The sequence below is a fragment of the Christiangramia sp. genome, from assembly GCF_029937855.1.
Taxonomy (GTDB): domain Bacteria; phylum Bacteroidota; class Bacteroidia; order Flavobacteriales; family Flavobacteriaceae; genus Christiangramia.
In genome coordinates this window covers 52,040-64,743 of sequence record NZ_JAPYPC010000010.1, presented here as the reverse complement: position 1 = coordinate 64,743, position 12,704 = coordinate 52,040, and the positions used below count along the sequence as shown (strand labels likewise).

16 protein-coding genes are annotated in these 12,704 nt (G+C 37.9%); 4 read left to right on the top strand and 12 right to left on the bottom strand.

Annotation, left to right across the window (positions count from 1 at the left end; all coding sequences use genetic code 11):
- Positions 1-62 precede the first annotated feature (62 nt).
- Both coaD and Q1K34_RS07555 read right to left on the bottom strand, forming a co-directional pair.
- Positions 63-518, bottom strand: a complete 456-nt coding sequence (gene coaD / locus Q1K34_RS07560) for a pantetheine-phosphate adenylyltransferase (protein ID WP_300436709.1) — start codon at positions 516-518, stop codon at positions 63-65.
- Positions 519-562: 44 nt separating this feature from the next.
- A complete protein-coding gene (locus Q1K34_RS07555) occupies positions 563-1,546 on the bottom strand; it encodes a D-alanine--D-alanine ligase (protein ID WP_300436706.1) in 984 nt (327 codons plus the stop codon).
- 101 nt (positions 1,547-1,647) lie between these two features.
- Here Q1K34_RS07555 and Q1K34_RS07550 point away from each other — a divergent pair, with 101 nt between their 5' ends.
- From Q1K34_RS07550 to Q1K34_RS07535, 4 genes are all read left to right on the top strand, one after another.
- Entirely contained in the window at positions 1,648-2,271 is a 624-nt protein-coding gene (locus Q1K34_RS07550) for a PASTA domain-containing protein (protein ID WP_300436703.1), read from the top strand.
- The gene (locus Q1K34_RS07545; protein ID WP_300436700.1) at positions 2,261-3,319 is read left to right on the top strand and encodes an RluA family pseudouridine synthase; all 1,059 of its coding nucleotides are present in this window, start codon (positions 2,261-2,263) and stop codon (positions 3,317-3,319) included. Before Q1K34_RS07550 ends, Q1K34_RS07545 begins: the two co-directional genes overlap by 11 nt.
- A 98-nt stretch (positions 3,320-3,417) precedes the next feature.
- Positions 3,418-4,179: a peroxide stress protein YaaA gene (yaaA, locus tag Q1K34_RS07540; protein ID WP_300436697.1), complete on the top strand. Its 762-nt coding sequence runs from the start codon at positions 3,418-3,420 to the stop codon at positions 4,177-4,179.
- A 42-nt stretch (positions 4,180-4,221) separates the two neighbouring features.
- Positions 4,222-4,887 carry a uracil-DNA glycosylase family protein gene (locus Q1K34_RS07535; protein WP_300436694.1) on the top strand — a complete coding sequence of 222 codons (666 nt, stop codon included), beginning with the start codon at positions 4,222-4,224 and terminating at the stop codon, positions 4,885-4,887.
- Positions 4,888-4,895: 8 nt separating this feature from the next.
- On the opposite strand, the gene Q1K34_RS07530 is transcribed toward Q1K34_RS07535, so the two are convergent.
- From Q1K34_RS07530 to Q1K34_RS07485, 10 genes are all read right to left on the bottom strand, one after another.
- On the bottom strand, positions 4,896-5,030 hold the full coding sequence (locus Q1K34_RS07530; protein ID WP_300436691.1) for a 30S ribosomal protein THX: 135 nt from the start codon (positions 5,028-5,030) through the stop codon (positions 4,896-4,898).
- Positions 5,031-5,033: 3 nt separating this feature from the next.
- On the bottom strand, positions 5,034-5,189 hold the full coding sequence (locus tag Q1K34_RS07525; RefSeq protein WP_300436689.1) for a hypothetical protein: 156 nt from the start codon (positions 5,187-5,189) through the stop codon (positions 5,034-5,036).
- Positions 5,190-5,259: 70 nt separating this feature from the next.
- Positions 5,260-6,030, bottom strand: coding sequence for a tryptophan synthase subunit alpha (gene trpA, locus Q1K34_RS07520; RefSeq protein WP_300436686.1), 771 nt, complete (start codon positions 6,028-6,030; stop codon positions 5,260-5,262).
- 82 nt (positions 6,031-6,112) lie between these two features.
- Positions 6,113-7,294: a tryptophan synthase subunit beta gene (gene trpB / locus Q1K34_RS07515; RefSeq protein WP_300436683.1), complete on the bottom strand. Its 1,182-nt coding sequence runs from the start codon at positions 7,292-7,294 to the stop codon at positions 6,113-6,115.
- Position 7,295: 1 nt separating this feature from the next.
- On the bottom strand, positions 7,296-8,000 hold the full coding sequence (locus Q1K34_RS07510) for a phosphoribosylanthranilate isomerase (protein ID WP_300436680.1): 705 nt from the start codon (positions 7,998-8,000) through the stop codon (positions 7,296-7,298).
- Positions 8,001-8,009: 9 nt separating this feature from the next.
- Positions 8,010-8,798: an indole-3-glycerol phosphate synthase TrpC gene (gene trpC, locus Q1K34_RS07505; protein ID WP_300436678.1), complete on the bottom strand. Its 789-nt coding sequence runs from the start codon at positions 8,796-8,798 to the stop codon at positions 8,010-8,012.
- Positions 8,799-9,794 (bottom strand): anthranilate phosphoribosyltransferase, encoded by a 996-nt coding sequence (gene trpD, locus Q1K34_RS07500; protein WP_300436675.1) that lies wholly within the window; start codon positions 9,792-9,794, stop codon positions 8,799-8,801. It abuts the gene before it with no gap.
- 90 nt (positions 9,795-9,884) lie between these two features.
- Complete coding sequence (locus tag Q1K34_RS07495) at positions 9,885-10,508, bottom strand: aminodeoxychorismate/anthranilate synthase component II (protein WP_300436673.1); 624 nt, start codon at positions 10,506-10,508, stop codon at positions 9,885-9,887.
- Between the two features lie 10 nt (positions 10,509-10,518).
- Positions 10,519-11,913 carry an anthranilate synthase component I family protein gene (locus Q1K34_RS07490; RefSeq protein WP_300436670.1) on the bottom strand — a complete coding sequence of 465 codons (1,395 nt, stop codon included), beginning with the start codon at positions 11,911-11,913 and terminating at the stop codon, positions 10,519-10,521.
- A 221-nt stretch (positions 11,914-12,134) separates the two neighbouring features.
- Positions 12,135-12,704 (bottom strand): YceI family protein, encoded by a 570-nt coding sequence (locus tag Q1K34_RS07485; RefSeq protein WP_300436667.1) that lies wholly within the window; start codon positions 12,702-12,704, stop codon positions 12,135-12,137.

Genomic DNA, 12,704 nt, shown 5'->3' with positions numbered 1-12,704 from the left:
AAAACGTCATATTCCTAAGCTAGATTTTTATTATTACCGGTTTCAGGATGACATTCTGCGAGTTACTTTTTACGCACTACATCTGGCACCATAAATTCATAATCACCGCCGTGTTGCATAACATCCCTAACCACCGTTGACGAAATATGGGCCTTACCCGAACTGGAAATTAAGAAGATGCTCTCAATACCGGCCATTTTATAATTTGTCTGGCCAATAGCTTTTTCAAATTCCAGGTCCTGGGCATTTCTGAGCCCGCGTAAGATAAAACCTGCATCCTGAGATTTGCAATAATCCACGGTTAACCCGGAGTATGTAGCTACTTTTATTTTAGGTTCATTCTTATAAGTATCCTTTAAAAAGTGAATTCTTTCTTCCAGGCTGAACATATATTTTTTACTGGAATTGGTTCCGATAGCGAGAATGATCTCATCGAATAAAGGAAGTGCCCTATCTATAATGTCGGTATGTCCAAGCGTAAGTGGATCGAAAGATCCGGGGAAAACTGCTTTTTTCATCAGGCGGTTTTTGAGCGGTTATTAGGGGAAAAGATAATCAGAAATTATAACTTTTGATTAAGAGCCGCTTCAATAGTGCTTCCAAACAAATCTTTGAGGCTTATGCCTGCTTTCTCTGCCTGTTGAGGTAAAATACTCGCCTGGCTAATTCCAGGGTTGGTATTCATCTCAATAAAATGGGGCTCGCCGTTATGAAAAATGAATTCAGATCTTGAAAAACCTTTCATTTTCAGTTTTTTGTAGATCATAACTGCAATATCCTGAACTTTTTTTGTGTCTTCTGCTGAAATTCTTGCCGGCGTGATCTCCTGAGATTTCCCCAGATATTTTGCAGCATAATCGAAGAATTCACCTTCAGGTACGATTTCAGTTACAGGTAGTGCCATAATCTTACCTTTATAAGTAATTACTCCTACCGAAACTTCGGTGCCGTCAAGATAAGATTCTATAATAGCTTCATCATCTTCAGTAAAGGCCGTTTTAGCAGCAGGGATCAGCTCTTCTTCAGTCTTCACCTTAGTTACTCCAAAACTGCTGCCGGCACGATTGGCTTTTACAAAACAGGGCAAGCCTACGCTATCCACAATTTCTTTGGTATTTATTTCCTGGTCTTTATTCAGAAAATAATTTTTTGCTGCTATTATTCCGTAAGGCTTTAAAACACTTATAAGATCCCTTTTATTAAATGTTAAGGCAGATTGGTAATAATCACAACTGGTTTGAGGGATTCCAATCAATTCTAAGTAGGCCTGAAGAAGTCCGTTTTCGCCCGGAGTACCGTGAATGGTATTAAAAACACAATCAAATTGAATCACTTTTTCATCAATCTTAACCGTAAAATTACTTTTGTTGATAGGATAAGGAGTGTCATCTTCTGCCACAACAAACCATTCTCCCTTTAAGATATGAACGCGGTAAGGTTCATAAAGGTCACGGTCCAGATGTTTATAAACAATATTTCCGCTGTTGATGGAGATGCGATATTCACTGGAATAACCGCCCATGGCAATGGCAATTTTTTTCTTCATATTCAATATATCCTGTTAGAAGTCGTTAAACAAAAATATCACTTATAAGGGCAGTCACCAAAACCAAAGGGTTTTATATCTTTGCCCATTATCTAAAAACTATGGGATTATTTCGATTTATATTCAGCAAAACATTTTTAATTCAATTGGTGCTGGCAGTTATTGTATTAGTGGTGCTTTCGTTCTTCACAATGCAATGGCTTGATTATTCTACAAATCAGGATCAAAGAATAGAGGTGCCAGATCTGGCAAAAATGAATCTGGATAATGTGGAAGACAGGCTGGATGAATTAGAACTTGATTTTGAGATTTTGGATTCGGCGAATTTTAATCCTGATTTTCCGGGATATTCAGTAATAGATCAGGTGCCTGCACCCGGAAAGTTTGTAAAAGAGGAAAGGAAAATTTATTTGACTCTTAATCCTTCAGGATATAGAAAGATTGAAATTCCAAATAATCTAATTCGAAAAACCAGAAGACAGGTGGAACCGACTTTAAGATCCCTGGGTTTTGAAATTGGAGAGATTAGTTACAAGCCAGATATTGCTGAAGACGCGGTTCTGGAACTAAGACACAAAGGCACATTGGTGGAGCCAGGAGATAAATTGATGAAAACTTCCGTGATAGATCTTGTTCTTGGCGATGGAAGTGGTAGATATAGGGATCTTGATGAAGATAGCCTTGATGTAGAAGAAGAAACTGAAAGCGAAATAGATGAATTCTAATAAAGACCAAAGAGACCAGATTGAAGAGCAGGAAGAAGATGAGAGTCTTTATGAACATCATAAATTTAAAGCCGAGGTAGGGCAGAAACCTTTAAGGGTTGATAAATATTTGATGAATTTCATCGAAAACGCCACCCGAAATAAAATTCAAAAAGCAGCTAAGAGTGGAAATATCTATGTGAACGGCGAGACTGTTAAGCAGAACTATAAAGTAAAAGGGGGAGATACCGTTCAAGTGATGTTTGAACATCCTCCTTATGAGTATTTGCTGGTTCCGGAAGATATTCCCCTGGATATTGTTTATGAAGATGAAACTTTACTGGTAGTAAATAAACCGGCCGGGATGGTAGTGCATCCTGGCCATGGAAATTACAGCGGAACTTTAATAAATGCCCTGGTGCATCATTTTGGCAATCTGCCAAATAACAGTAGTGATCGTCCAGGACTTGTTCATAGAATTGACAAGGATACCAGCGGACTCCTGGTAGTCGCTAAAACAGAAGAAGCGATGGCTCATCTGTCTAAACAATTTTTTGATAAAACCAGCGAACGCGAATATGTCGCTATTGTTTGGGGAAATGTAGAAGAAGAGGAAGGAACCATTGAAGGAAATATAGGCAGAAACCCAAAGAATCGACTTCAAAATATAGTCTATTTGGGTGATGATGCAGATAATGGCAAACCTGCGGTAACACATTTTAAAGTAATTGAGCGTCTGGGTTATGTCACACTTGTTGCCTGTAAGCTGGAGACCGGAAGGACGCACCAGATCAGGGTGCATATGAAGCATATTGGCCATACGCTATTTAATGATGAACGCTATGGCGGCGATAAAATATTGAAAGGCACCACTTTTACGAAATACAAACAATTTGTAGATAATTGTTTTAAAATTCTTCCCCGGCAGGCACTTCACGCTAAAACACTGGGCTTTGAACATCCTGCAACAAAAAAATGGATGAGTTTCAATTCAGAGGTACCTGAAGACATGGTGTCCTGTATTGAAAAATGGCGTGGGTATGCTAAAAATCAGCTGGAAGATTTATAGCATAAGAGCCATCTATTGATTTATAAGAAACAAATTTCAGAGATTTTTCAGTTTTTAATTTGATAGGTTATCTTTGATAGAAAATTAACCGAAAAGAAATGAAAATTGTTGTTTCACCGGCGAAAACGCTGGATTATGAATCCAAATTACCTACCACCAGGGGCACCCAGCCTGAATTTTTGGAAACAGCTTCCAAACTGAACCGAAAACTGGCTCGCCAGAGTAAAAAGGGCATTTCAGAATTAATGAGCATCAGCGATAAACTTGCCGATCTTAATTATACCCGTTACCAGGAGTTTGAGGAAGAACACAATAAAAAAAATTCCAGGCCGGCCATGTATGCTTTTAACGGGGATGTGTATACCGGTTTGGATTCATATTCAATTCCTACGGAAAAATTGGACAGACTTCAGGATACACTGCGAATTCTTTCAGGGATGTATGGTATTTTGAGACCATTAGATCTTATTCAGCCTTACCGACTTGAGATGGGAACTTCTATTGGAATAGAAAGAAAGAATAATCTATATGAAGTTTGGCAAAAGAAAGTGACTAATTTTCTTAATTCGGAAATGGAAGATGAGGAACTTTTTCTAAATCTTGCCAGTAATGAATATTTTAAAGCTGTAGATACTGAAAAATTAAAAGTACCAGTGATCTCTCCGGTCTTTAAGGATTTTAAAAATGGTAAGCTGAAGATCATCAGTTTCTTTGCTAAAAAAGCGCGGGGATCCATGGTTCGTTATATTATAGATAATGATTGCAAAACTCTGGAAGATGTAAAAGGCTTCGATTATGATGATTATCGCTATAGCGAAGAGCATACGGAAAATGAGAACGAACCGACTTTTATAAGGTAACCCAACTGAAAGCTTCAGGCTTTTAGCTAAAAACTATGAATATTGGAACTTTTTCATCATAAACATCCATATCCACCGTTTATTCCTGAATCGGCTACTAAATTAATCGTAGGAACACTTCCTCCTCCGCGTTTTACAAAGCGGGAATTTAAGGAAGAAGATGTCGATTTTTGTTATGGAAGCCGCGATGGTCAGTTATGGATTATTTTAGATAGGATTTTCGACCTTAATCTAAAATTTGAGAATACTAGCGAAGCCATACAGCAACGAAAGGATTTTTTAATAAAAAGAGGTATTGGAATTTGTGATGTAGTAGAGAGCAGTCGCAGGGAGAAAATCGATGCTTCAGATCTGGGAATGCAGAAAGTGGAATTACGTAACATGATTGGCATTCTCAGGAAAAATCCAAAAATAGATACGTTGCTTTTTACCGGAGGTAATTCTAAAAATGGGCCAGAATATTTTTTTAGGAAATATCTGAAAGAGTCAGATCACGATATCCGGCTTAAAGTAATTTCCAGTAAATCTCCCAGGATACATCAATTTGTGCTGGATGGAAGGCTTATAAAAACAGTATCATTAATTGCTCCTTCCGGGGCGGCAAATATTGCGGTTGGTAGTTCGCAGTTATATAAGGATATTAAAAAGAAAAACCCTGAATTCAATACTCTTGATTTCAGGGTTCTTCAATATAAAGAATTTTTCTAATTCAATTTTTACTGCAATTCTTTTTTGTCCTGGTTGGCCAGTGTGGTTGGCTTTATCTTAAACTTTTTACGTCTTGGCCTTAATTTCCCACTGGTGCCAATGGCAATTTTTCCTCTTTTGGTCTTTTTATCGCCTTTTCCCATAACTTATTTTTTATTCTTCTGGTCTCTTATGTTCTTTTCGTCGATATCAACATCGTTGGTCTGTTTTTTACGATCTCCCAAATCTCCGCTCAGCGGATCATCCTCACTTCTTCTTCGATCTTTTTTTCCTCTGTGTTTATCTTCAATTGGTCCTCCCATAACGTAAATTTTTAAGTTTAATCTAAGATAAGAATATCAAGTCTTAAAACCTGCTAAGGGCCTGTTACAATTAGGTTAAAGCTTTAACATTTTGAACGAAGGATTTAATTGTTTCCGTTCCGTTCTCATTCAAATGCTTAATGAAAGCACTTCCTATGATCGCTCCTTTTGCATATTCTGTAGCCTGCTCAAAAGTTTCTTTATCTTTTATTCCGAAGCCTACAATTTGAGGGTTTTTAAGCTGAAGATCATTTATTCTCTTAAAATAAGATTTTGTGTCTTCACTAAATCCAGAAGTAGAACCTGTCACGCTGGCGCTGCTCACCATATAAATGAACCCGTTTGATACAGAATCGATAAAACGAATTCGTTCATCTGAAGTTTGTGGGGTGATCAAAAAAATATTTTTCAATCCATATTTTTCGAATAACTCCTGGTATTCGTCGTGATAAACATCTACCGGTAGATCTGGAATAATAAGTCCGTCAATTCCAACCGACTCACATTTTCTGCAAAATTCTTCCACACCATATTGCAGAATAGGGTTAAAATAACCCATCATAATTAGAGGGATTTCAACTTTATTCCGGATGCCCTCTAACTGCTCAAATAATTTTGCAGTAGTCATACCATTCTTAAGTGCATTTGTAGAACTCTCCTGAATAGTGGGGCCATCTGCAAGAGGATCACTAAAAGGAAGCCCAATTTCAATGAAATCCACTCCATTTTTTTCCAGGTCTACAATGATCTTTTCGGTATCACCGAAATCTGGATAACCTGCCGTAAAATATATGGAAAGCAGTTTATGATCTTCCTGCAATTTTTTATTTATTCTATTCATTCTTCAAAAATTCTTAGAGCCGTCATTCTGAACTCGTTTCAGAATCTCATGAGACGCTGAAATAAATTCAGCGTGACGTGTATTATAGATTAAAATATTCAATATATGTGTTCAGATCTTTATCCCCGCGCCCGGAAAGATTTACCACAACGATATCATCTTTTTTAAATTTTCGGGTTTCAAAAATTGCCAGGGCGTGGGAAGTTTCAATAGCCGGAATAATTCCTTCCAGTTTCGCCAGTTCCAGCCCGGCTTTCATTGCCGCTTCATCAGTAATACTGATAAATTCTCCGCGACCGCTGGCATATAAATTTGCATGCATGGGCCCAACGCCTGGGTAATCCAGTCCTGCAGATATGGAATAGGGTTCGGTGATCTGCCCATCGCCGGTTTGCATCAGTAAAGTTTTACTTCCGTGAATGATACCTGCTTTTCCTAATGCCGAAGTAGCCGCGCTTTCTCCGGAATCGATCCCTTTCCCGGCAGCTTCCACGGCAATAATTCCTACCTCTGGTTTGTCAAGGTAGTGATAATAGGCTCCGGCGGCATTGCTTCCGCCACCAACACAGGCCACAACATAATCTGGATCTTCCTTGCCTTCTTTTTCCTTTAACTGAACTTTGATCTCTTCAGAAATTACCGCCTGAAATCTGGCGACCATATCGGGATAGGGATGAGGTCCCACCACAGAACCGATGATATAATGTGTATCTACTGGATTATTGATCCAGTCTCGAATCGCTTCGTTGGTAGCATCTTTTAGCGTGCGACTACCAGATTTTGCCGGCACCACTTTCGCACCGAGCATCTTCATACGAGCAACATTGGGCGCCTGCCTGTCTATATCGATCTCGCCCATATAAACAATACATTCCATTCCCATTAATGCGCACACAGTGGCCGTCGCTACACCATGTTGACCTGCTCCGGTTTCAGCAATAATTCTTTTTTTGCCAAGTTTTTGGGCCATCAGAATTTGCCCAATGGTATTATTCACTTTGTGAGCGCCAGTATGACAAAGATCTTCTCTTTTTAGATAAACCTTTGTACCATATTTCTCACTAAATCTTTTCGCGTAGTAGAGTGGAGTAGGACGTCCCACATATTCTCTCAGAAGTTCTTTAAACTCCTTCTGAAAAGATTCTTCCTGCATGATATCTAAATATCTGGAACGCAATTCTTCCACGTTTGGATATAGCATTTCGGGAATATAGGCACCGCCAAAATCTCCGTAATATCCTTTTTCATCAACCTGATAGCTCATTTTATGAATTTATCTGAGTTTTGAAATCTTTCAATTCCTTTAATTTTTTTAATCCGGGTTTTAGTTCAAATTTACTGTTTACATCTACGGCATACAGTAATCCGGGTTTACCATTTCTTAAAAAATGATTTTTAAGTTCTGCGATGGCTTTTCCATGTTCAGGACCAATGCCGCCACTTAAAAAGAATGGCGTGTTGGAAGGGTAGTTTTCTAATATTTTCCAATCGAATTCAGTGCCATTTCCGCCCCGAAGTGCCCCTTTAGTATCAAAAAGAAAATAATCTACAATCCCTTCAAAAGCCTTAATTATCTGAAAATCGAAATCATCGCCCACTGAAAACACTTTAATGATCTCTGGTGTATTTCCCAGTTTTTGAAGTTCCCTCTTAAGATCTTTCGCAAATGCAGCCGATTCATCTCCATGAAGCTGAACTGCATTCAGATTGTATTTCGATACCTTTTCCTTGATTTCTGGGATAGATGCATTCACAAATACTCCGGCTTTTTTAATTTCAGGAACGATTTCCGGGAGTTCGCCATCAAAATACCTGGGCGATTTATCATAAAAGATAAGCCCCATATAATCTGGTTGCAATTCAGAAACCTGAAGGATATTCCCGGGCTGTTGCATTCCGCAAACTTTTAAGCTTAAGCCTGAACTCTGGCCCGATGCGGGAGTTATCAGTGATTTTGCTTTGGTATTCATATGATCCATTTATACAATAGATTTTAATTCTGTAATAAACTCTTTTGCTGCGGCTCCCGGATTGTCTGTTTTCATAAAATTCTCTCCAATCAAAAAGCCCTTAAAACCATAACTTTTAAGGTCTGCTATAGCTGAAGTGCTACTTATTCCGCTTTCAGAAACCTTTACAAACTCATCTGGGATAAGCTTCGCCAGAACCTTCGAAGTATCAATACTAACTTCAAAAGTTTTTAGACTACGATTATTCACGCCTATCATATCAGCATTTACTTTCAGTGATTTTTGCAATTCTTCTTCATTATGGATTTCCAGAAGGACATCCATACCAAGGTTTTTTGCAATATCTGCAAGATAAATTAATTGTTTTTCAGTTAAAACTGCAGCGATCAAAAGAATGGCATCTGCCCCAAAGGATTTTGCTTCCAAAACCTGATATTCGTCTATCATGAATTCCTTCCGAAGAATAGGGATTTCTACCGAAGCTCTGGCATAAAGCAAATCTTCTAAAGAGCCACCAAAATATTTCCCATCAGTAAGCACTGAAATTCCTGATACCCCGGCTTCTTCATATCCTTTGGCCACCTCCTGAACATTCAGACTTTGATTGATCACCGATTTTGAAGGGGACCTTCTTTTATGCTCTGCTATAATTCCTGATCCTTTCTTAAGGTTTTCAGCTAAAGAAATACATTCCCTTTTAAATAATACCGAATTTTCAAGTTGCGGCACCGGAATGAGCGATTTCTTTAATTCAACTTCTTTAAATTTATCTGCAATAATTTTATCGAGGATATTCATTTATTTCTGACTTAATTCCTGTAATTTTTTGAAACTTTCAAAAGCTTTTCCAGATTCGAGTGATTCTTTTGCTGACTGGAAACCTTCCTGCGGACTCAAATTTCTTGAAGTCGCAATGGCCATTCCGGCATTGGCGCAAACCACATTATTCTGAGCCTCAGATCCATTTCCCTGCAGAATACTGGTTAGGATTTTAGCGGCACTTTCTATGGAACCACCACCGGCAATTTCAGACATCTTTAATTCTGAAACTCCAAAATCTGAAGGTTTTAATATTCTTTCAGAATGATTACTGATGCTTTTAGTTTCCCCGGTAAGGGAGATTTCATCATAACCATCTAAGGCGTGCAAAATAGTATAATTTTTATTGGTATTTTGATAAAGGTAGGCGTACATCCGGGCCAGTTCAAGGTTAAAAACTCCTACTAACTGATTTTTTGGAAATGCAGGGTTCACCATTGGCCCCAGCATATTAAAGAAAGTTTTTACAGCCAGACTTTTTCTTACTGGTGCAACATTCTTCATAGCCGGATGAAATAATGGGGCGTGCAAAACACAAATACCAGCTTTATCTATACATCTCTCTAAAAAAACAGCATCCTTACTAAATTTGATGCCCAGGTGCTCCATTACGTTGGAACTTCCACTAACCGAAGAAACTCCGTAATTTCCATGCTTGGCAACCTTCACCCCGGAACCTGCAGTAACAAAAGAGGAAGTAGTGGAAATATTGAAGGTGTCTTTGCCATCGCCGCCGGTTCCGCAAAGATCGACAGCTTCATATGCTGAAAGATCAACTTTTATACATAATTCAAGCAAAGCATCCCGGAATCCTTCAAGCTCTTCAATGGTTATGCTGCGCATCATATAAACCGTAAGAAAAGCCGCGATCTGGGTTTCATTATATTTTCCTTCAGAAATGTTGAAAATAACCTGCTTGGCTTCTTCGGTACTTATGGTCTCATGACTAATTAACCTGTTTAATAATTCTTTCATTCTTTTTAAATCTATCTGATATCTGATCTTTCAACCTGTTTCAGCTTCTCATAAGATCCTGAAATAAATTCAGGATGACGAGCTAACATTTTATTGAATTGTTTTTTCTGTTTTTGTTCTTTTATCTTCTGAAAAACTATCAGATAATGGGCCTTCTACCCAGTTTTGGATCATTTTCTTACCCTCTGGTGTAAGTACAGATTCAGGGTGGAATTGTACTCCCCTTACATCAAATTCAGTATGTCTTAGTGACATGATTTCGCCTTTCTCATCATAACTGGTAGCCTGCAAGGTGGGGGGTAAATTCTTTTCAACCACCCAGGAATGATAGCGGCCTACCTGCAATTCGTTATTCAAATCTTTAAAAATATATTCATCGTCTACAAAAAGATCTATTCTGGTAGCTACTCCATGATAAACCTCGTCAAGATTCAGGAGTTTTCCTCCAAAAACTTCTCCAATGGCTTGCATTCCTAGGCATACTCCCAAAATACTTTTAGAGGAAGCATATTTTTCTATAATTGGTTTTAGAAGGCCTGCTTCATCAGGAATTCCCGGGCCTGGAGACAGCAGTATTTTATCATATTCTTCCACATCATCAATATGCAGCTGGTCGTTTCGTTTTACCGTGACCTGGCAGTCCAACTCTTCCAGATAATGCACCAGGTTGTATACAAAAGAATCGTAATTATCTATCACTAATATTTTTTTCATCTCTTTCATTCTAAATTTCTTCAGCAATTTCGAGAGCTTTGGTTAATGCTCCCAATTTGTTATAAACTTCCTGTAATTCATTTTCAGGTTTGGATTCAGATACGATCCCTGCGCCGGCCTGATAATGTAATTCATGATTTTTGCTTACAAAGGAGCGAATGATAATCGCATGATTAAAATTGCCTTCAAAATCCATGAAACCAATAGCTCCGCCGTAAGCGCTGCGATTTACATTTTCAAATTTTTCGATCAGTTTTAAAGCCATGGGTTTGGGTGCGCCACTTAAAGTTCCGGCAGGAAAAGTATCTGCGACAATTTGGGGTGTGGGCACATTAGGGTCTTTTTTGCCTGTTACTTTACTTACCAAATGAATTACATGGGAAAAGAACTGTATTTCACGATAATTCTCCACTCTCACATCGCTACCGTTTCTGCTTAGATCGTTACGAGCAAGGTCTACCAGCATTACATGTTCTGAATTCTCTTTTTCATCAACGGCCAATTGTTTTGCAATTTCAGCATCTTTTTCATCATTTCCAGTTCTCTTGAAAGTACCTGCAATTGGATGGATTTCGGCCCTGCCTTTATCTACGATTAATTGAGCTTCGGGAGAACTTCCGAATATTTTAAAGTTTCCGTAGTCGAAATAGAAGAGATAAGGGGAAGGGTTCACATTTCGAAGCGCACGATATACATTAAATTCATCTCCTTTAAATTTTTGAGAAAATCGTCGGGAAAGTACCAGCTGGAAAACATCGCCGCGGTGGCAATGTTCCTTTGCCTCCTGGACTACTTTTTTATATTCTTCATCCGTGAGATTAGATATCGCTTCTTCATTTCTGCTGAAATTATAGGAAGCAAAATTCTTGACTTTCAGTAGTTGTTCAATTTCATCTATCTTATTTTCTGACTTATAAGAATGGTCGAAAATATAAGCCTCATTTTTAAAATGATTTATAGCGATAATATTCTGATATACCGCGTAATAAATATCAGGAATCTGAAGGTCTTTTTCTTTCCTGGTCACTTCAACATTTTCGAAATATCGTACAGAATCATAGGCGATATATCCAAACAGGCCATTATTGATAAACTTGAATTCTGAAGAATCTGCCTTAAATTGTTTAGAAAATTTCTGAATAGCTTCAGGCACTGAAACAGATTTGTTTAATGGTGTTTTTTCAATGCTTCCATCTGGAAAAGTTTCGGTGATTTGTTCATTCTCAATTTTAAAAGAAGCAATGGGATTACAGCAGATATAAGAAAAGCTATTATCACTCGCATGATAGTCACTACTTTCCAATAATAGACTGTTATGGTATTTATCCCTTAATTTTAGATAGATGCTTACCGGTGTAATAGTATCGGCGAGGATCTTCTTGTATTTTGTATTTAATTTGAACATTGAATATTAGTTTATGCAATAAAAAAAGGCTTGTCGTGAGACAAGCCTTTATAATTTCTATATTGAAAAATAGCAGTTCAGCTCACGAAGATTGACGTAAGTTATTCCACCACCAGTTATTTTTTTTCATTTTTAACATGAGGTCAAAGATAGAGATGAAATTTTTCTAAACAAACATTTTTTCAAAAAATAATCACGAGGCAGTAACCCCGGTAAATATCCTAGAACTTTAGATTCACGTCCAGTTCAAAATTGTCATAGATGGTCTTGTCTCCCAAATTATCGAAGAAACTACCAGATCCATAACGCACATTATATTTTGAACGATCTATGGTTAAGTGTGTGTTAGCAGAATCTCCATTCATTTCAAGATCAAAAGTGAGTGGGTGTGTTTCATTTTTAATGGTTAGATCTCCAACAATCCCATATTTTCCATCTCCTTTTGCGGCTGCACTGGTAATTACAAGTTTAGCAGTGGGGTGTTTTTTAACTCCAAAAAAATCTTCAGACTTTAAATGTCCTTCCAGTTTTCCCTTGTTTTCTCCAGAAAGATCTGTTACAGTAATGCTGCTCATATCCATTACAAACTCACCACCGACGATTTTCTCGTTTTCCATCATTAGATGTCCACTCTCAAGTTTAATAGTTCCATTGTGTGACCCTGTAACTTTTTCCCCTGTCCAGGTAATAATGCTGGCCTCAGTATCCACTTCTTTTTTAGAATTTGTAAATGCTACTGTGGTTAAAACGATTACTGTGGCGATACCGCCTTTTAAAATTCTATTTTTCAT